At 71.2% G+C, this 19,889-nt stretch carries 11 protein-coding genes; 9 read left to right on the top strand and 2 right to left on the bottom strand.

Going from position 1 to position 19,889, the window contains the following annotated elements:
- Positions 1–4: 4 nt before the first annotated feature.
- Positions 5–1,228 (bottom strand): winged helix-turn-helix domain-containing protein, encoded by a 1,224-nt coding sequence (locus BMY61_RS21140; RefSeq protein WP_042459810.1) that lies wholly within the window; start codon positions 1,226–1,228, stop codon positions 5–7.
- Positions 1,229–1,483: 255 nt separating this feature from the next.
- Here BMY61_RS21140 and BMY61_RS21135 point away from each other — a divergent pair, with 255 nt between their 5' ends.
- The 5 genes from BMY61_RS21135 to secA all read left to right on the top strand — a co-directional run bounded on the left by BMY61_RS21135 (position 1,484) and on the right by secA (position 11,063).
- Entirely contained in the window at positions 1,484–3,703 is a 2,220-nt protein-coding gene (locus BMY61_RS21135) for a hypothetical protein (protein ID WP_042459813.1), read from the top strand.
- Between the two features lie 91 nt (positions 3,704–3,794).
- On the top strand, positions 3,795–5,510 hold the full coding sequence (gene pelF / locus BMY61_RS21130) for a GT4 family glycosyltransferase PelF (RefSeq protein ID WP_063773404.1): 1,716 nt from the start codon (positions 3,795–3,797) through the stop codon (positions 5,508–5,510).
- Entirely contained in the window at positions 5,507–6,955 is a 1,449-nt protein-coding gene (locus tag BMY61_RS21125; protein WP_052439503.1) for a hypothetical protein, read from the top strand. Before pelF ends, BMY61_RS21125 begins: the two co-directional genes overlap by 4 nt.
- A gap of 265 nt (positions 6,956–7,220) precedes the next feature.
- Positions 7,221–8,102 carry an endo alpha-1,4 polygalactosaminidase gene (locus BMY61_RS21120; protein WP_236656655.1) on the top strand — a complete coding sequence of 294 codons (882 nt, stop codon included), beginning with the start codon at positions 7,221–7,223 and terminating at the stop codon, positions 8,100–8,102.
- A 225-nt stretch (positions 8,103–8,327) separates the two neighbouring features.
- Positions 8,328–11,063: a preprotein translocase subunit SecA gene (gene secA / locus BMY61_RS21115; protein WP_042459816.1), complete on the top strand. Its 2,736-nt coding sequence runs from the start codon at positions 8,328–8,330 to the stop codon at positions 11,061–11,063.
- A 141-nt stretch (positions 11,064–11,204) separates the two neighbouring features.
- Here secA and BMY61_RS21110 read toward each other — a convergent pair whose 3' ends face one another.
- On the bottom strand, positions 11,205–11,609 hold the full coding sequence (locus BMY61_RS21110; RefSeq protein WP_042459818.1) for an Rv3235 family protein: 405 nt from the start codon (positions 11,607–11,609) through the stop codon (positions 11,205–11,207).
- Between the two features lie 221 nt (positions 11,610–11,830).
- On the opposite strand from BMY61_RS21110, the gene BMY61_RS21105 reads away from it, so the two are divergent.
- The 4 genes from BMY61_RS21105 to BMY61_RS21090 all read left to right on the top strand — a co-directional run bounded on the left by BMY61_RS21105 (position 11,831) and on the right by BMY61_RS21090 (position 19,765).
- Positions 11,831–12,346 (top strand): DUF6912 family protein, encoded by a 516-nt coding sequence (locus tag BMY61_RS21105; protein WP_042459821.1) that lies wholly within the window; start codon positions 11,831–11,833, stop codon positions 12,344–12,346.
- 30 nt (positions 12,347–12,376) lie between these two features.
- A complete protein-coding gene (locus BMY61_RS21100; RefSeq protein ID WP_042459824.1) occupies positions 12,377–13,030 on the top strand; it encodes an HAD family hydrolase in 654 nt (217 codons plus the stop codon).
- A gap of 7 nt (positions 13,031–13,037) precedes the next feature.
- Entirely contained in the window at positions 13,038–14,600 is a 1,563-nt protein-coding gene (locus BMY61_RS21095) for an aldehyde dehydrogenase family protein (protein ID WP_042459826.1), read from the top strand.
- Positions 14,601–14,878: 278 nt separating this feature from the next.
- Entirely contained in the window at positions 14,879–19,765 is a 4,887-nt protein-coding gene (locus BMY61_RS21090; RefSeq protein WP_042459829.1) for an NAD-glutamate dehydrogenase, read from the top strand.
- Positions 19,766–19,889: the final 124 nt, after the last annotated feature.

The raw sequence follows: 19,889 nt of genomic DNA, 5'->3' as shown, positions 1-19,889 counted from the left end.
CGGCTCAACCGGCGAGCAGCTTCTCCAGCGGGGCGCGCAGCGCCTCGTCGTGGAGCTGCTCGACGCGGACCGAGGAGCAGCCGACCCAGGTGGCCGCCTCGAGCAGCGCCTCGGCGAGCGCCGGAACGGCCTTGGGCGTGGTGAGGGAGACCTGACGCGCCACCAGTGTGGTGCCCTCGCGCGCCGGATCCACCCGGCCGACCAGCTGCCCGCCCGCCAGCAGCGGCATGGTGAAGTAGCCGTGCACCCGCTTGTGCTTGGGGGTGTAGGCCTCCAGGCGGTGGGTGAACCCGAAGACGCGCTCGGTGCGGGCACGGTCCCAGATCAGGGAGTCGAACGGGGAGAGCAGGGTGGTGCGGTGCCGCCCGCGCGGCTGCGCCTCGAAGGCGGCGAGGGCGGCCGGGTCGGCCCAGGCCTGCACCGGCTCACCGTTCGAGCCGTTCCTTGTGCCCGAGGCGTCCGTGGCGCCCGAGCCGTTGCGTCCCCAGCCGGCCACCCGGACCGGCACCAGGCCCGAGCCCGGCAGGGCCGCGCTGACCTGCTCCGCCTTGAGCCGGTGGTAGTCCGCCAGATCCCTCGCCGTAGCCACGCCCAGGGCCCGGCCGGACTGGAGGACCAACTGCCGCAGGCAGGCCTCGTCGTCCGGCTCGGCGGCCAGCAGCTCGGCCGGCACGGCCTGCTCGGCCAGCGCGTAGACGCGGCGCCAGCCGCGGCGCTCCATGCAGACCACGACACCGGTGTCGAGCAGCCACTCGACGGCGATCTTGGACTCGGACCAGTCCCACCACTCGCCGCCCTTCTTGGCGCCGCCCAGCTCCTTGGTGGTGAGCGGGCCCTCCCCGCGCAGCTTGGCGACGACCTCGGCACAGGAACGCTCGGCGTCCTCCATCCGGTGCCAGCGGTGGCCGCGCTGCTCGAAGGCGCGGCGGCGGAAGGCGAACAGCGGCCACTCCTCGACCGGCAGCACGCAGGCGGCGTGGGACCAGTACTCGAAGGAGCGGTTGCCGCTCCAGTACGCCGTCTCCACCGCCTCCCGACCGACCGCGCCGAGACGGGCGTAGGGGATCAGCTCGTGCGAGCGGGCCAGCACCGAGATCGTGTCCAGCTGCACGGAGCCGAGCCGGCGCAGCATCCCGCGCACACCGCCCCGGCGGTCGGGCGCGCCGAGAAACCCCTGGGCCCGCAGCGCGATCCGGCGGGCCTCGTCGTTCGAGAGCTCAGTCGTCACGCTTCGAAGCCTAGGCGGCCCCACTGACACCGCTCGCCTGATCGAGTGAGTCGAATCAAACGAGCGTCCCGAATCTCACGCCCAGGAGTGGATAAATTCGATGAGCGCCGTTCCCGACGGACCCCGCTCCTAGCCTGGTCACGCAGCTGATGGAGCTGCCCTGTGGGGGCTTACGGGGATTCCTCATTCTTCGGTGATTTCTTTCTATTTCTTGGCGCGTGCGGTCAGTGCTGCCCGCGCTCGGGAGGGGACGACATGGGTCGCAGGACCCGATGGGCCGCCGCGTTCGTCGCGGCGGGACTGCTGGCGTGTGCCGCGCCGGCAGTCGGGGCGCAGGCCGCGAGCAGCGCGCAGCGGATCGACCTCAAGGTGCTCGTGGTCGACGACGGCGGGCCGTCCGTGGCCGCCATCGTCAACGAGCTGGACCTTACCGGCACGCCCTACACGCGGGTGAGTCTGAGCGACGCGAGCCGCCCGGTGATCAACGCCGCCTTCCTCAGCGGCACCGACTCGGCCGGCCGCGCGGAGGCCCGGTACCAGGCCGTGGTGCTGCCCAACAACGCGCCGTTCCCCGCGGGTTCGGCCGAGATGACGGCGCTGCAGAGCTACGAGGCGCAGTTCGGTGTCCGCCAGGTCGACGCCTACACCTACGCGCAGCCCGCCGTCGGCCTCAACTGGGCGGCCAACCCGGGCTACATCGGCGCCCTGGACGGCATGCAGGGCACCGTCACCTCGGCCGGCCTCGGCGGCTCCTTCCGCTATCTCAAGGGCAGCGTCCCCTTCGAGGACAACGACCCGAACGTGGTCGAGAGCTACGGCTACCTGGCCACCCCGCTGGCCACCCAGGCGGCGGGCGCCTCGTTCACCCCGCTGGTCACCATGCCGATCCCGAACGGCGGCGGCGCGCAGGGCGTGCTGGCCGGGGAGTACGACCACAGCGGCGTCTCCGAGCTGGTGCTCACCTTCGCCTACAACCAGTACCAGCAGCAGTACCGGCTGCTGGCCCGCGGCATCGTCGACTGGATGACCCAGGGCATCCACCTCGGCTACGACCGCAACTACTTCGCCATGCACATCGACGACGTGTTCCTCCCCGACGACCGGTGGAGCTCCACGGCCAAGTGCACGCCGGGCGACGCGGCCTCCGCCTGTCAGGGCACCCCGGCCGCCTCCGAGATCCGGATGACGCCGGCCGACGTCACCTACGCCCAGCAGTGGGAGAAGGCGAACAACTTCACGTTCGACTTCCTCTTCAATGGCGGCGGCAGCGACGACGCCACCCAGAACGGCACCGTCGACGACCCGCTGACCGACTCCCTGCTGCAGAACAAGTCCTCGTTCCGCTGGGTCGACCACACCTACGACCACCCGTTCCTGGGCTGCGTGCAGAACACCACCACCGTCCCGTGGTCCTGCACCACGGACGCGAGCGGCGCCACCCAGTGGGTCGACCAGCAGACCATCGAGGACGCGATCGGCAACAACGTCGCCTGGGCCGCCCGGCACGGGCTCTCCATCGACTCCAGCGAGCTGGTCACCGGTGAGCACTCCGGCCTGAAGACCCTGCCGCAGCAGCCCGTCGACAACCCCAACCTCGCTCCGGCGCTGGCCGCCGAGGGCGTGAAGTGGACGGGCAGCGACCACTCGCGCGAGCCCGACCAGCGGGCCGTCGGCGGCAGCACGCTGACCGTGCCGCGCTTCCCGATGAACGTCTACTACAACGCCGGCAAGGTCGCCGACGAGGTGGACGAGTACAACTGGCTCTACACCGCCGGCGCCCAGGGCGGCAGCGGCATCTGCACCGCCAACCCGGCGACGACCACCTGCCTGCCCGCACCGCTGGACGCGTCCACCGGCTACAGCAGCTACGTCGTCCCGCTGGAGTCCCGGATCGACCTGGGCCACATCCTCGGCGACAACCCGGATCCGCACTACGCCCACCAGTCCAACCTCTCCGAGGACCGCATCCTCTACCCGGTGCTGAACAGCCTGTTCGCGACGTACGGGCAGTTGATGGCGAGCAACACCCCGATGGTGAACCTGCGCGAGTCCGCCATCGGCGCGGAGCTCCAGCAGCGTTCCACCTGGCAGTCCGCCGTGGCGGCCGGGAACGTCACCGCCTACCGCGTGGGCAGCACGGTCACCGTCCAGGCGCCCGCCGGCGTCCAGGTGCCGGTGACCATGCCGACCGGCACGGTGCAGCCGGGCCTGCTCGGCCTCGTCTCCACCCCCGCCGGCACGGCCTACGCCGGCGAGCTCTCCGGCTGGCTCACGCCCAAGCTGCTGCAGAGCGCGGTCACGTTGACCCTCAACGCCGCCGGCACGCCGGCCGCCGCGCAGACCACCGCCACGACCACGAAGACGGCCACGGCGGTCGCCCCGTCCACGGTCAAGCCCTACCAGCCGGCCTCGGTCGCGCGGCAGGTCCCGCTCACGCCGTCCGGTGTGGCACACCTGCCGCACAGCGGGAAGTAACGTCCCACATCGCAGAATCGCAGATCAGGGTCCGGGGGGCGATCTCCCGGGCCCTGCCTGCCGCGAACCGCCCGAGGGGGGCCGAGCCCGTATGAACAGCGCCCACAGGACCAGCCCGGGGCCGCTGGAGGTCACCTTGCTGACGGAGGGCACCTATCCGTACATCCACGGCGGCGTCAGCACCTGGTGCGACCAACTGGTCCAAGGGATGCCCGATGTCCGCTTCCATGTCCTGGGGATCACCGGCACCGGGGAGGAGCCGGTCGTCTGGCCGTTACCGCGGCAGATCGCCTCGGTCAGCTCGGTGCCCATGTGGGGCCCGGCCCCGGAGGGCCGGGCCCCGCGCGGGCGAGCGTTGCGCCGCTTCCTCGCCGGCTACGAGCGCTTCCTGCTCTCGCTGCTCGACCCCGACTTCGAGCACCACTTCGCCGACGAGCTCTACGAGCTCTCAGAATTCGCGCTGACCGGTGGCTCGTTGACAGCGGCCCTGCGCACCGAGGGAGCGCTGCGCTCGCTCCAGGGCGTGTGGCGACTGCCGTTCCTCCCCACCAGCGCGGACCAGCCCACCCTGCGCGACGCGCTGGAGGGCACGGACCTGCTGGAGCACGCACTGCGCCCGCTCGCGGTGCAGCCTCCCGCGCGCGGCGTCGCGCACGTCGCGACCGGCGGGCTGGCCGCCCTGCCGGCGCTGGCCGCCCGGCGCTTCCACGGGGTGCCGCTGCTCCTCTCCGAGCACGGCATCTACCTGCGCGAACGCTTCCTGAGCTTCCGCAGCGCGCCGTTCTCCCGTCCGGTGAAGACGCTGTTGCTCGGCTTCTACCGAATGCTCGCGACGGAGAGCTACCGCAGCGCGGACGTGGTCGCGCCCTGCAACCGCTACAACCGGCGCTGGGAGGAGCGGGGCGGCTGCGACCCGGAGCGCATCCGCACCGTCTACAACGGCGTGGACCTCCGGCAGTTCCCGCTCGCCGGCCCGGAACCCGAGGAGCTGACCCTCAGCTGGGCCGGGCGGATCGATCCGATCAAGGACCTGGAGACGCTGCTGCGCGCGTTCGCGCTGGTCCGGGCCGAGCTGCCGCAGGTGCGGCTACGGCTCTTCGGTGGTGTCCCCGCCGGGGGCGAGGAGTACCGCGCCCGCCTCGACGCTCTCGCGGCGGAGCTCGACGTCACCGGGGCCGTCGCCTTCGAGGGCCGCATCGACGCGGTCAAGGACGCCTACGCCGCGGGGTCGGTGGTGCTGCTGTCCAGCATCTCCGAGGGCTTCCCGTTCAGCCTCATCGAGGCGATGGCCTGCGGGCGCGCCACGGTCTCCACGGACGTGGGCGGCGTGCGGGAGGCGGTTGCGGACACCGGCCTGGTCGTCCCCCCGCGCGAGCCCGAGGCCCTGGCGGCGGCGGCGCTCACCCTGCTGCGCGATCCCTGGCAGCGCGCTCGCCTGGGCGCGGCGGCACGACGGCGGGTGGTCGAGCATTTCACGGTCGAGCGGACGGTCGCCGAGTTCCACGGGCTGTACACGGAGTTGGCGGGTGCGGGCACGGCTGCGGGTACGGGCAAGGGTGCGGCTGCGGGTGCCGAAGCAGTCGTGACCGGGCCGAGGGCGGTCCTGCCGCGCCAGCGCGGGCCGGAGCAGTGCACCTCGGCCGGTACCGGCGGGTCCTCGGCGGCCGGTCCGGGCTCGGCCTCGGAGCCGGCGGCGCCCTCGGCCACCGCTCACGGCACCGCACACGACACCGCTCACGGCACCGCGCACGACACCGACGCGGTCATGGCGGAGGCCGGGCTCGACGTCGACGGGGTGGCCGCGTGAGCGGGTTCGTCGAGCTGGTGCGGGGTCTGCGCTGGGATCCCGTACCGGCTCCACTGCCGGCGGTCGTCGCCGACGACCCGGCCGAGGAGATCGCGGCGCGCTTCGCGCCCGTCGCGGCCGGAGCGGTCCACGCGTGGGAGCTCGTCGCCGCGATCGAGGCCGAGGGCCTGACCGACCGGCAGATACAGCAGCGCTACGGCCGCAGGGACGCCTTCGAGTTGGGTGAGGAGTTGTTCCGCCGTGCGCACCCGGAGGCGGCCCGACCGCGTGCGGAGGGCCTGCCCAGGCGGGTGCGGGCTCGGCTGCGCCGCGGCTCGCGCGCCTCGGCGTGGGGCGTGCCGGTGTCGCGCAGCGCGTTGCGCGGGGTCCTCTTCGCGTTACCGGGCCTGGCGTTCGTGCTGGCCGCGCCCCCCAGCGGTGGGCTGTGGTGCGCCGGTTCCGCCCTGTTGTTCAGCTGGAGTTGGAGCCAGGCCGTCGCCCATCTCGGCTATGTCCGGCTCGGTCGGGGCGACCGCGAGGGTGCGGCCGCTTCGATGGCGCGCGGCGGAGTGGCGGGCGTCGTGCTGTGCCTCGTCGTGGCCGGGGTCGTGGCGCCGCTGACGGGCGCCACGGCAGCCGCTGTCGGGTTCGCTGTCGGTCAGGCGCTGTACTTCGCGTCCGCCACGGCGTTACTGGTGCTCGGCGGCGAACGCGCCCTCGCGGCTGCGTTGGCCCCGGTCGCCCTCGGTGCGGCTTGGCTTCTGGTCGCCCGACCGACCGGCCTTCCCGGGCCGCCCGGCGCGCTCGGTCCGGTGCTGGTGCTGCTCTCGCTGGCGCTGGCGGTACGGGCCGGCTGGCGCGGGACCGGCGGCCCGGCGTCGTGGGCGGGCGAGCGCGACCGCCCGGCGGTCGGCGCGGAGGTCACGGTCCGGCCGAGGGAGTGGAGCGGGGCTGCGCAGGCCGGCGCGTTCGGCCTTGCGGTGGCGGTGCTGACGCTGGCCCGGATCGGTCCCGCCACGGTCGCGCTGACGCTGAGCATGGGCGGCGCCGAGTGGTTCCTCGCCCGCTGCCGCGCGACGACGGAACTGGCGCTCGGCCGGGCAGGCGCGGCCGGGGAGTTCCGCGGCCTGGTCCTGGGGGCGCTCGCGCGCTGTCTCGGCGGCTACGTGCTGCTGGTCGCCGGTCTCGCCTGGCTCGCCGAGCAGGTCTGGCCGGGGTCGACCGGGCCGGGCGTCCCCGGCCTGGCGGCCCTGGCGGCCGCGATCTGGAGCGCGCAGCTGCTCCAGTCCCTCGGCCTCCTCCCCCGTGCCACGCTGGGCGTCTGCGTCGCCGCCGTCGCCCTGGTCGCCGCCCGCGTGGCGGGCGTCGCCCCGGGAACGGCCCAGGTCGGAGTCAGCGTCGCCGCGGCGGCGGCGCTGTGTGCGCTCGCGGCCCTCGCCGTCACGACGGCGACGCGCCACCGGTGACGGGGCGTCGGGGGAACGGGGTTCACCGGTGAGGAAGAGGAGTCGGGGGCAGGGCATGGCTGACGGGACCACAAGGACGGCATGCCCGAGCCCGGAGCCGGTGTCCGCGAGTGGAGGCCCGCCGGCCGCGAGCGGAGGCCCGGCTGCGAATGGAGCTCCGGCCGCGGGGGCGGGCGCCGGGGCGGCCAGGGCCTGGGCGCCGACCATGGCGCGTCGGGGCCGTGCGGCCGAGCCGCGCGCGGGCGCGTGGTGGAGGGTGGGCGCGGTGGTGGGGACCGTCCTGGTTCTCGCCGCCTGCGGCAGCGCGGGGGGCGGGCACAGTGCCGTCGCCCCGGCGTCGTCCGTCGCCTCCCCGGTGTCGTCGGTGTCGTCCGTCGCGGCATCGGTCGCGCCCTCGGCCGGTGCCACCCCCACGACGCGGGCCGGCGACTCCGCCTCCGCCGGCGGATGGTGGCGGCCGAGAGCAGGGCTCAGCTGGCAGTGGCAGCTGACGACGCCCGTCGACACCTCCGTCGTCGCCGACGTCTACGACGTCGACTCCGAGGACAACCCGGCGGCCGTGGTCGCCGCGTTGCACCGGGCGGGACGGCGGGCCATCTGCTATGTCAACGCCGGATCCTGGGAGCCGTATCGGGCGGACGCCGGAAACTACCCGAAGGTGTTGCTCGGCAAGGCCCTCGACGGGTGGCCGGACGAGAGGTGGTTGGACATCCGGCGGCTGGACCTGCTGACTCCGCTGCTCGCGCACCGGCTCGATACCTGCAAGGCGAAGGGCTTCGACGGGGTGGAGCCGGACAACGTGGACGGCTACACGAACGACACCGGTTTCCCGCTCACCTCCGCCGACCAGCTCGCCTTCGACCGCACGGTCGCGCGGCTCGCGCACCGGCGGGGCCTGGCCGTGGGGTTGAAGAACGACTTCGACCAGGTCGCGGAACTCCAGCCGGAGTTCGACTTCGGCGTCGACGAGCAGTGCGCCGAGCAGAACACCTGCGCGGTGCTGAGCGCGTTCGTCGCGGCGGGCAAACCGGTCTTCGACGCGGAATACGCGGTGTCGACCGCCGGCTTCTGCGAACGGACGAGGCGCCTGGGAATCAGCGCGATCCGCAAGCATCTGGAACTGGACGCGTGGCGGGAGACGTGCTGAGGGCAGTCCGACTCCGCTCGAAGGAAATTCCCACTGTCCGTTTTCGGATACTGTCGGCGGAAAAAGAATGCCACTCGCGTGGACGACACCATGCCCCGTGCTGACGGACCTCCCGACAGCACGGGCTCCTCGCATACGATGGGCTCGCGGTGGCCTATTCGTTACCACCGCGAGCAAGGTGCCCGATACAGTCGCCCGGTCCATCCAGGCAAGGAGCCAGCCCACGTGTCCGTCTTCGACAAGATCCTGCGTGCAGGCGAGGGGAAGATCCTTCGCAAGCTCTCCAAGATCGCAGACCAGGTCAACTCGATCGAAGAGGACTTCGTCAACCTCACCGACGCCGAGCTCCGCGCGCTGACCGACGAGTTCCGGGAGCGCCTGGCCGACGGCGAGACGCTGGACGACATCCTCCCCGAGGCCTTCGCCACCGTGCGCGAGGCCGCCAAGCGCACCCTGGGCCAGCGTCACTACGACGTGCAGATCATGGGTGGCGCCGCGCTCCACCTCGGGTACGTCGCCGAGATGCGCACCGGTGAGGGCAAGACCCTCGTCGGCACGCTCCCCACGTACCTGAACGCGCTGGCCGGCAAGGGCGTGCACCTGATCACGACCAACGACTACCTCGCCGAGCGTGACTCGGAGTGGATGGGCCGGGTGCACCGCTTCCTCGGCCTGGAGGTCGGCTGCATCCTGGCGAACATGTCGCCGGCCGAGCGCCGCGCGCAGTACGCGTGCGACATCACCTACGGCACCAACAACGAGTTCGGCTTCGACTACCTGCGCGACAACATGGCGTGGTCGAAGGACGAGCTGGTGCAGCGCGGTCACAACTTCGCCGTCGTGGACGAGGTCGACTCGATCCTCATCGACGAGGCCCGTACCCCGCTGATCATCTCCGGCCCGGCCGACGCCGCCACCAAGTGGTACGGCGACTTCGCCAAGATGGTGCAGCGTCTCAAGATCGACCGCGACTACGAGGTCGACGAGAAGAAGCGCACCGTCGGCATCCTGGAGGCCGGTGTCACCCGGGTCGAGGACTATCTCGGCATCGAGAACCTCTACGACGTCACCAACACCCCGCTGGTCGGGTTCCTGAACAACGCCATCAAGGCGAAGGAGCTCTACAAGGCGGACAAGGACTACGTCGTCATGAACGGCGAAGTCATGATCGTCGACGAGCACACCGGCCGTATCCTCGCCGGTCGTCGCTACAACGAGGGCATGCACCAGGCGATCGAGGCCAAGGAGGGGGTGGAGGTCCAGAACGAGAACCAGACCCTGGCCACCATCACCCTGCAGAACTTCTTCCGCCTCTACACCAAGCTCTCCGGCATGACCGGTACCGCGACCACCGAGGCCGCGGAGTTCCACCAGATCTACAAGCTCGGTGTGGTCCCGATCCCGACCAACAAGACGCCGCTGCGCATCGACCAGCCGGACCTGATCTACAAGTCCGAGCCGGCCAAGTTCGCCGCCGTGGTCGAGGACATCGTGGTGCGCCACGAGAAGGGCCAGCCGGTCCTGGTCGGCACCACCTCGGTCGAGAAGTCCGAGTACCTCTCGCAGGAGCTGCGCAAGCGCGGCGTCCCGCACGAGGTGCTCAACGCCAAGAACCACGAGCGCGAGGCGCTCGTCGTCGCGCAGGCCGGCCGCAAGGGCTCCGTGACCGTGGCCACCAACATGGCCGGTCGTGGTACCGACATCATGCTCGGCGGCAACCCCGAGCACCTGGCCGCGGCCGAGCTGGCGCAGCGCGGGCTCTCCCCGGTGGACACCCCGGAGGAGTACGAGGCCGCGTGGGGCTCCGCCCTGGACAAGGCCAAGGAGGCCGTCAAGGCCGAGCAGGAGGAGGTCCAGGACCTGGGCGGCCTCTACGTGCTGGGCACCGAGCGCCACGAGTCCCGCCGCATCGACAACCAGCTGCGCGGTCGTTCCGGCCGTCAGGGCGACCCGGGCGAGTCCCGCTTCTACCTGTCGCTGGGCGACGACCTGATGCGCCTGTTCAAGGCCGGCATGGTCGAGCGCGTCCTGTCCATGGCCAACGTGCCGGAGGACGTGCCGATCGAGTCGAAGATGGTGACGCGCGCGATCGCCTCCGCGCAGACCCAGGTCGAGCAGCAGAACTTCGAGATCCGCAAGAACGTCCTCAAGTACGACGAGGTCCTCAACCGGCAGCGCGAGGTCATCTACGGCGAGCGCCGCCGCGTGCTCGAGGGCGAGGACCTGCACGAGCAGATCGACCACTTCATCGACGACACCGTCGACGCGTACGTCAAGGACGCGACGGAGGACGGCTTCGCGGAGGAGTGGGACTGGGAGAAGCTCTGGCAGGCGCTGGGCCAGCTCTACCCGATCGCCCTCAAGACCGAGGACTTCGAGGACGAGAACGGCGACCGCAGCAACGCGACCGCGGACTCCCTGTCCGAGGCGGTCAAGGAGGACGTGCACACCCGCTACGTCGAGCGCGAGGAGCAGCTCGGCGAGACGGTCATGCGCGAGCTGGAGCGCCGGGTCGTGCTGTCGGTCCTGGACCGTCGCTGGCGTGAGCACCTCTACGAGATGGACTACCTCCAGGAGGGCATCGGCATGCGCGCGCTCGCGCAGCGCGACCCGCTGGTGGAGTACCAGCGTGAGGGCTTCGACATGTTCGGCGCGATGATGGACGGGATCAAGGAGGAGTCGATCTCCTACCTGTTCAACCTGGAGGTCCAGGTCGAGCAGCAGGTCGAGGAGGTTCCGGTCGCGGACGCCGTCCCGACCCCGGAGATCCGTGCGAAGGGCCTGGACGCTCCGCAGCGCCCGGACCGCCTGCACTACAAGGCGCCGACGATCGACACCGCCGACGGCATCGTGGAGACGGACATCACCACGGACCTCGAGGACGACGTCGAGGACGGCGACGGTCTCACCCGCGCCGAGCGCCGCAAGGCCGCGAAGGGCGGCCGTCGCCGCAAGAAGTAGTCGCACTCCGCCCTCAGGGGCGCGAGGAACTGCGCGAGCAACCACCGGCCTGCGGATGGCCCTGCTCGTTCGGCGAGCCACCGCACAGGGTGGCTCGTCGCGCAGTTCCCCGCGCCCCTGAGGTGTTGTGACTGGCGCTCGTCACCAGCGTGACTCCAGAGCCGTGAACCGCCATGTCGCGTTCTGGCTGCGGCGCAGGGCGCGGCACTCCAGGCGGAAGGCAAGGGTCTCGGTGCGGCCCGAGACCTGGTAGAGCGCGGTGACCTCCAGGGCGTCCTCGCGCGGCGCCGAGTCGAAGACCCGCTGCAGCGCCCCCGAGCGCAGGCAGCCGAGGGCGCGGAGGGTCCGGACGCGGTCGTAGACGTCCTCCGTCGCGAAGGCGAGAAGCTGTTCCTGGGGGCGCTTGCCGGTGAGGACCTCCAGCAGTCGCTGCGCGTAGGCGCGGGCCAGCGGGTTCTGGGGCGTGGTGCACGGCGTCGGCCGGCGCCTGGCGCCGACACCGTGGAGGCGGCCGATGCGGACATGGCCGGTGTGCGTCGTCGTCATGGCAGACGTCTATCGACAGGGCGCCGCCGGGACAAGGAAGGCCCCGGCCGCGGTCGGGGCTCGAGGAGAATCACTTATCCGAGTGAAAAGGGCCCGCTGAGCTGCCGCGAAAGAGGCAGCCCCGACCAGGCGTCAATCACACAGCGCGACGAGAAGTCGCTCAATCGGTGACGTTGTGCAATCGGCGTCGCCGCGTGCCGCTGACCGCTTATCCTGAGCGCATGCGCGTCTACGTGCCCCTCACCTTGACCGGTCTTGCCAAGGCTCACGCCGAAGGCGCCGTCGCGCCGCCGCCGCTCAAGGCGTACGCGGTGACGCCGGCGCTGCGCGAGTGGTATCTCAGCGACGACATCGAGGAGCTGGAGTACGCCGCGCTGGTCCGCGCCGCGCAGGCGTCCCTGCGGATGCTCGCCGAGGAGACGGACGCGCCGCGGCGGCGGGTGGTCGTGGCCGCCGATGTGCCGGACGCCGCGATCACGCTGAACGTGCAGGTGGAGCACGAGGAGGCGCACGCCCTCGGGGCCGTCCGTCTGAACGAGCCGCTGCAGTTGGCGAAGGCCGCCTCCGTCCACGCCGACGCGGACGACGCGGAGGTGCTGGAGGACGTCGCCGCCGCCGCGCTCGCGCTGGCCGCGGCGGACGAGGGGGACGAGGACGCCCGCTTCACCGTGGACGGTGCCGAGGACCACGAGCTGCTCTGGTTCGCGACGCAGGAGATCCCGGGCCTGTTGGCCTGAGTGTCAGGCCCTCGCGATAGCGTCCCCATCATGCGTACACCTCACATCGTCTGGGACTGGAACGGCACCCTCTTCGACGACATCGGTGCCGTCGTCGACGCGAGCAACGCCGCCTTCGGCGAGCTCGGCCTGCCGCCGATGACGGTGGAGGAGTACCGCGAGTGGTACCGGATACCCGTGATCGACTGCTACGCCGACCGGCTCGGGCGGATGCCCTCGCCCGAGGAGTGGGAGCGCATGGACGCGGTCTTCCACCGCCACTACACGACGATGCGGGATTCCTGCGGGCTGACGGCGGGCGCGCTGGAGCTGCTCACGGTGGTCGGCCGGTCGCAGTCGCTGCTGTCGATGTACGGGCACGAGGAGCTGGTGCCGCTCGTGCGCAGCTTCGGGATCCACGAGCACTTCCGTCGGGTCGACGGGCGCGACGGCGCCTCGGGCACGTCGGGCAAGGGGCAGTACCTGGTGCGCCATCTCGCCGCGCTGGGCGGGGCGGTGGATCCGACGCGCACGGTGCTGATCGGTGATGTGCCGGACGACGCGGCGGCCGCCGCCGAGGCGGGCGTCCGGTCGGTGCTGTACACCGGCGGGGCCGGTTCGCGGCGTGAGCTGTCCCGCGTAGGGGTGCCGGTGGCCGACACTCTGGCCGAGGCTGTCTCCCTGGCGGAGGAGCTGGTCGCATGATGACCGTATGTCAGAAATCGACGGTTTTGCCCGCATTGACGGATGGGACGGACCGGGCGGACCGGTCCTCCGCCACCACCCCGGCAGCCCGGAGCGGGCTCGGCTCGAGGCGCGGCTGAGAGAGCTGGCAGCCGCCGACACCCCGTTGACGATGAGCGTCGGGGGCGTGCGGCGCCTGGGTCGCGGTGAGCGGATCGCCGTCGTCCAGCCCCACCACCACAGCGCCCGGCTCGGCGTGCTGGGCAACGCCACCGTCGAGGATGTGGACGCAGTGGTCGCGGGTGCGCTGAAGGCCGCCCCGGTCTGGCAGTCGCTCTCCTTCGACGACCGGGCTGCCGTGTTCCTGCGGGCGGCGGAGCTGCTGACCGGGCCGTGGCGGGAGACGGTCGTGGCGGCGACGATGCTCGGGCAGTCGAAGGCCGCGCAGCAGGCCGAGGCCGACGTGGTCGGCGGGCTGGTCGACGCCTGGCGTCGGGACGTGCGCGCAGCCCGTCGGGTCCTGGCCGAGCAGACGCCGTCCGCGCCCGGCGTCTGGAGCCGGACCGACCACCGGCCGCTGCCCGGCTTCGTCTGTGCGATCTCGCCGTTCGGCTCCACTGCTGTCGCGGGCCGCCTGCCGACCGCGCCGGCGTTGATGGGCAACACGGTGGTGTGGAAGCCGGCGCCGACGCAGACGCTGTCGGCCTGGCACCTGCTGCGGGTGCTGGAGGCGGCCGGACTGCCACCCGGGGTGATCACCATGGTGACCGGGGACGGGCAGGCCGTCGCTGAGGCCGCGCTCGCGCATCCGGCTCTGGCCGGCGTCCACTTCTCCGGCTCGGCGGCGACGTTCCAGGCGCTGTGGCTGCAGGTGGGCCGGCATCTGGATCGCTACGCGGCCTGTCCACGCCTGGTGGGCGAGACCGCCGAGCGGGGCTTCCTGCTGGCGCACCCCAGCGCCGACCCGGCGCTGCTGAAGGCCGCGCTGGTGCGGGGCGCGTTCGCGTACCAGGGCCAGGACTGCTCGGCGGTCGCCCGCGCGTATCTGCCGCGGAGCGTGTGGCAGGCGATGAAGGGCGACTTCCTCGACGAGGTCCGCTCGCTGCCGGTGGGAGATGTGTCCGATGTGTCCAACTTCATGGGGGCGGTGATCGACGCGCCCGCCCATGACCGGATCGCCGGGGCGATCGCCCGCGCCCGCGAGGTGCACAGCCTCGACCTCGTCGTCGGCGGCCATACCGACGACGCGATCGGTTGGTTCGTCGAGCCCACCGTGATCACCGGCACCGATCCGCGCCAGAAGCTCTTCCAGACCGACCTGTTCGGTCCGGTGCTGGCGGTGCACGTCTACGACGACGCCCGCTGGGCTCAGACACTCGACCTGGTCGGAGCCACCGTCCCGGGTGTCCGGACCGGTCGTGTCGTCGCCGAGGACCGGCTCGCGATCGCCGCGGCCCTGGGCGGGCTGCGCCACGCCGCCGAGCAGCTGTTGATCAACGACACCCCGCCGACCGCGGCCGGGAACCCCGAGCGGGACCTCGCCCGATGGACCGACGCGCGTTCGATCAGCGAGGCCCTTGCCTCGATGTGATGAAACGCAGCCTCGATCCGATGAAGAAACGGCGGAGAACCCTTGGACAAGTCGTACAGCCGGTACCAAAGATCCTGACGCACTGCACCTAAGTGGCCCGGGACACGGTCTCCTACCCAAGTTAGGCTCGACCGGAACCACAGGGGCCGGACCGATCATCCCTCGCAATGGGGGAGGATAGGGACAGACCCGGTGGATCTTGCGCATCCCACGCAGAACCACGCAAGCAACCGCACCCACCGAGTCACGCAACGGCGCGCGACAGGAGCCAAGAAGTCATGCAGACCCAGCTGGACGCAGCCAAGGCCGAACTGCTCAGCAAGGCGGCTCAGGGAGAGGCGCTGGGCAACGGCGCCCTTGCCTCCTACCTGAAGCACTACTACCTGCACACGGCACCCGAGGACCTGCTCGACCGGGATCCGGTCGACGTCTACGGAGCGGCAGCCTCCCACCACCGGCTCGCGGCCAAGCGCCCGCAGGGCGCAGTGGAGGTCCGGGTCCACACCCCGACCGTCGAGGAGAACGGGTGGCAGTGCGGCCACACCGTGGTCGAGATCGTCACCGACGACATGCCGTTCCTGGTCGACTCGGTCACCCAGGAGCTGACCCGCCAGGACCGCGGCATCCACGTCGTGATCCACCCGCAGATGGTCGTCCGCCGTGACATCACCGGCAAGCTGATCGAGATCCTCGACCTGGACGCCTGCGACAAGAAGCGCCCGGCCGACGCGCTGGTCGAGTCGTGGATGCACATCGAGATCGACCGCGAGACCGACCGCGAGGACCTGCGCGCCATCGAGAGCGACCTGCGCCGCGTTCTCGGCGACGTCCGCGAGGTCGTCGAGGACTGGGGCAAGATGCGCGAGTCCGCGCTGCGCCTCGCCGACGAGCTCCGTGAGACCCCGCCGGCCGGCCTGGCCGAGCAGGAGGTTGCGGAGACCTGGGACCTGCTGCGCTGGCTCGCCGACGACCACTTCACCTTCCTCGGCTACCGCGAGTACGACCTGGTGGAGACCCCGGACGGCGAGGACGCGCTGCACGCCGTCGCCGGCACCGGTCTCGGCATCCTGCGTTCGGACCCGAAGTCGGGCGACTCCTCCGCCTTCGGCCGCCTGACCGCCCCGGCCCGCGCGAAGGCCCGCGAGCAGAAGCTGCTGGTGCTGACCAAGGCCAACAGCCGCGCCACCGTGCACCGCCCGTCCTACCTCGACTACGTGGGCGTCAAGAAGTTCGACGCCCAGGGCAACGTCATCGGCGAGCGCCGCTTCCTCGGCCTGTTCTCCGCCGCCGCCTACACCGAGTCGGTCAACCGCGTGCCGGTGGCCCGCCGCAAGGTGCAGGAGGTGCTCGCGGAGGCCGGCTTCAGCGCCGAGAGCCACGACGGTCGCGACCTGCTGCAGATCCTGGAGACCTACCCGCGCGACGAGCTCTTCCAGACGCCGGTCGCCGAGCTGCTCTCCATCGCGCACTCCGTGCTGTACCTGCAGGAGCGCCGCAAGCTGCGCCTGTTCCTGCGCCAGGACGAGTACGGCCGCTACTTCTCCGCGCTGGTCTACCTGCCGCGTGACCGCTACACCACCCGCGTGCGCCTGCGTCTGATGGACCTGCTGATGCAGGAGCTGGGCGGCTCGGCGATCGACTACACCGCGTGGAACACCGAGTCGGTCCTGGCCCGTCTGCACTTCGTCATCCGGGTGCCGGCCGGCACCGAGCTGCCGCACCTGAGCGAGCAGGACATCGACCGGCTGGAGGCCAAGCTCGCCGAGACCGCCCGCTCCTGGGCGGACGGCTTCAACGAGGTGCTGGTCCGTGAGTGCGGCGAGGAGCGCGCGGCAGAGGCCTCGCGCCGCTACGCCAACGCCTTCCCCGACGGCTACCGCGCCGACTTCACCCCGGCCACCGGCGTCGCCGACCTGCGCCAGCTGGAGTCCCTCGCGGGCGCCGGCGACTTCCGGCTCAACCTGTACCAGCCGGTCGACGCCGAGGGCGACGAGCGCCGCTTCAAGATCTACTGGGAGGGCGGCTCGGTCTCGCTGACCGAGGTGCTGCCGGTCCTGTCCCGCCTCGGCGTCGAGGTGCTCGACGAGCACCCCTACGAGCTGCGCCGCGCCGACGGCACGGTCGCCTGGGTCTACGACTTCGGCCTGAAGCTGCGTCCCGATGTCGCCGACACCATCACCGACGAGAGCCGCGAGCGGTTCCAGAAGGCCTTCGCCGCCGTCTGGACCGGCAAGGCCGAGAACGACGGCTTCAACTCCCTCGTCCTGCGCGCCGGTCTGGGCTGGCGTCAGGCGATGGTGCTGCGCGCCTACGCCAAGTACCTGCGCCAGGCCGGTGTGGCCTTCTCGCAGGACTACATGGAGGACGCGCTCCTCAACAACGTCCACGTCACCCGCCTGCTGGTGAACCTCTTCGAGGCCCGTCTGTCGCCCGCGCACACGCACAGCGCCGCCGAGCTGACGGAGGGTCTGCTGGAGGAGCTGGACGGCGCGCTCGACCAGGTCGTCAGCCTCGACGAGGACCGCATCCTGCGTTCCTTCCTGACGCTGATCAAGGCCACCCTGCGCACCAACTTCTTCCAGCGCACCGAGGCGGGCGAGCCGCACGCCTACGTGTCGATGAAGTTCGACCCTCAGGCCATCCCGGACCTGCCGGCCCCGCGCCCGGCCTACGAGATCTGGGTCTACTCGCCGCAGGTCGAGGGCGTGCACCTGCGCTTCGGCAAGGTCGCCCGCGGTGGTCTGCGCTGGTCCGACCGTCGTGAGGACTTCCGCACCGAGATCCTCGGCCTGGTCAAGGCCCAGATGGTGAAGAACACCGTCATCGTGCCGGTCGGCTCCAAGGGCGGATTCTTCGCCAAGCAGCTGCCCGACCCGTCGCTGGACCGCCAGGCCTGGATGGACGAGGGCATCTCCTCCTACAAGACCTTCATCTCCGGTCTGCTCGACATCACCGACAACCTGGTCGCCGGCGAGGTCGTGCCGCCGAAGGACGTCGTGCGCCACGACGGTGACGACACCTACCTCGTCGTCGCCGCCGACAAGGGCACCGCGACCTTCTCCGACATCGCCAACGGTGTCGCGAACGAGTACGGCTTCTGGCTGGGCGACGCCTTCGCCTCCGGTGGCTCGGCCGGTTACGACCACAAGGGCATGGGCATCACCGCCCGCGGCGCCTGGGAGTCGGTCAAGCGCCACTTCCGCGAGCTGGGCCACGACACCCAGTCCGAGGACTTCACCGTCGTCGGCATCGGCGACATGTCCGGTGACGTGTTCGGCAACGGCATGCTGCTCAGCGAGCACATCCGCCTGGTCGCCGCGTTCGACCACCGCCACATCTTCGTGGACCCGAACCCGGAGGCGGCGAGCTCCTTCGCCGAGCGCAAGCGGATGTTCGACCTGCCGCGCAGCTCCTGGGAGGACTACAACACCGAGCTGATCTCGGCCGGCGGCGGCATCTTCCCGCGCAGCGCCAAGTCGATCACCATCACCGCGCAGATGCGCGAGGCGCTGGGCATCGAGGCGGGCGTCTCCCGGCTCACCCCGGCCGAGCTGATGAAGGCGATCCTGCTCTCCCCGGTCGACCTGCTGTGGAACGGCGGCATCGGCACCTACGTCAAGGCCGCGAGCGAGAACAACCTCGAGGTCGGCGACAAGGCCAACGACGCGATCCGCGTCAACGGCGGCGAGCTGCGGGTCAAGGTGTTCGGCGAGGGCGGCAACCTGGGCGCGACCCAGCTCGGCCGCATCGAGTTCGCGACGCTGGGCCACGGCGGCGAGGGCGGCAAGGTCAACACCGACGCCATCGACAACTCGGCCGGCGTCGACACCTCGGACCACGAGGTGAACATCAAGATCCTGCTCAACCAGGTCGTCACCGACGGCGACATGACGGTCAAGCAGCGCAACGCGCTGCTGGCCGAGATGACCGACCAGGTCGGCGAGCACGTCCTGGTGAACAACTACGCCCAGAACGTGGCGCTGGCCAACGCCTCGTCGCAGGCGCCGAGCATGGTCAACGTGCACCAGCGGCTGATGCGCCGTCTGGTCGCCGACGGCCACCTCAACCGGGCGCTGGAGTTCCTGCCGACCGGCGCGCAGATGCGCGAGCGGGCGGCGGCCGGGCGCGGCCTGACCCAGCCCGAGCTGGCCGTGCTGCTCGCCTACACGAAGATCACCCTGGCCGACGAGATCCTCGCCTCGGACCTGCCGGACGACCCGTACCTGCGTGGCAAGCTGCACCGCTACTTCCCGCCGCAGCTCCAGCAGCGGTTCGAGGAGCAGATCGACGGCCACGCGCTGCGCCGGGAGATCATCACCACGGTCGTGGTCAACGAGACCATCAACCGCGGCGGCATGACCTTCGCCTTCCGTCTGCGCGAGGAGACGGGTGCCACCTACGAGGAGGTCGTGCGCTCGCACACCGCGGCCCGCGCGATCTTCGACCTCAAGGGCATCTGGCAGGAGATCGAGGACCTGGACAACAAGGTCCCGGCGGAGATCCAGACCAAGATGCGGCTGCACAGCCGTCGCCTGGTCGAGCGCGCCACCCGCTGGCTGCTCAACAACCGGCGCCAGCCGCTCGACATCGCGGAGACCATCGAGGTCTTCCGCGAGCGGGTCAACCTGGTCTGGAGCAAGGTGCCTGAGCTGGTCCGCGGCTCGGACCTGGAGTGGTTCGCGTCCGTGCGCGACGAGCTGCTCGAGGCGGGTGTGCAGGAGGAGCTGGCAGTCAAGATCGCCGGTCTCTCCTCGGTCTTCCCCTCGCTGGACATCATCGAGACCGCCGACCGCCACGGCGCCGAGGTGCTGGACGTGGCGGAGGTCTACTACGACCTCGGCTCGCGCCTGCAGATCGCCGAGCTGCTCGACCGGATCATCGAGCTGCCCCGCACCGACCGTTGGCAGTCGATGGCCCGCGCGGCCATCCGCGAGGACCTCTTCGCGGCCCACGCGACGCTCACCGCGGACCTGCTCGGCTACGGCGAGCCCGGCGCGACGCCGGAGGAGCGGTTCCAGGCCTGGGTCGAGGCGAACGCGACGCTGGTCAACCGCGCCAAGACCACGCTCGACGACATAAGGACGTCGGAGTCGTACGACCTGGCCAACCTCAGCGTCGCGATGCGGGTCATCCGCACGCTGCTGCGGACCGGGTCGATGCGCTGAGCACCGTGTAACGCAAGGGGCCCACGGCACACGAGCCGTGGGCCCCTTGCGTGCTTCAAGATCTGAACGCGGCGCGACCCCTTGGCCAGGTGTTGGCGTCAGGTTATGGTCCTGTATCTGCTGC

Source organism: Streptacidiphilus jiangxiensis, assembly GCF_900109465.1.
In the GTDB taxonomy this organism is placed as follows: Bacteria; Actinomycetota; Actinomycetes; order Streptomycetales; family Streptomycetaceae; genus Streptacidiphilus; species Streptacidiphilus jiangxiensis.
The sequence above is the reverse complement of the archived record's forward strand: the minus strand, read 5'-3'. Positions and strand labels throughout refer to the sequence as shown.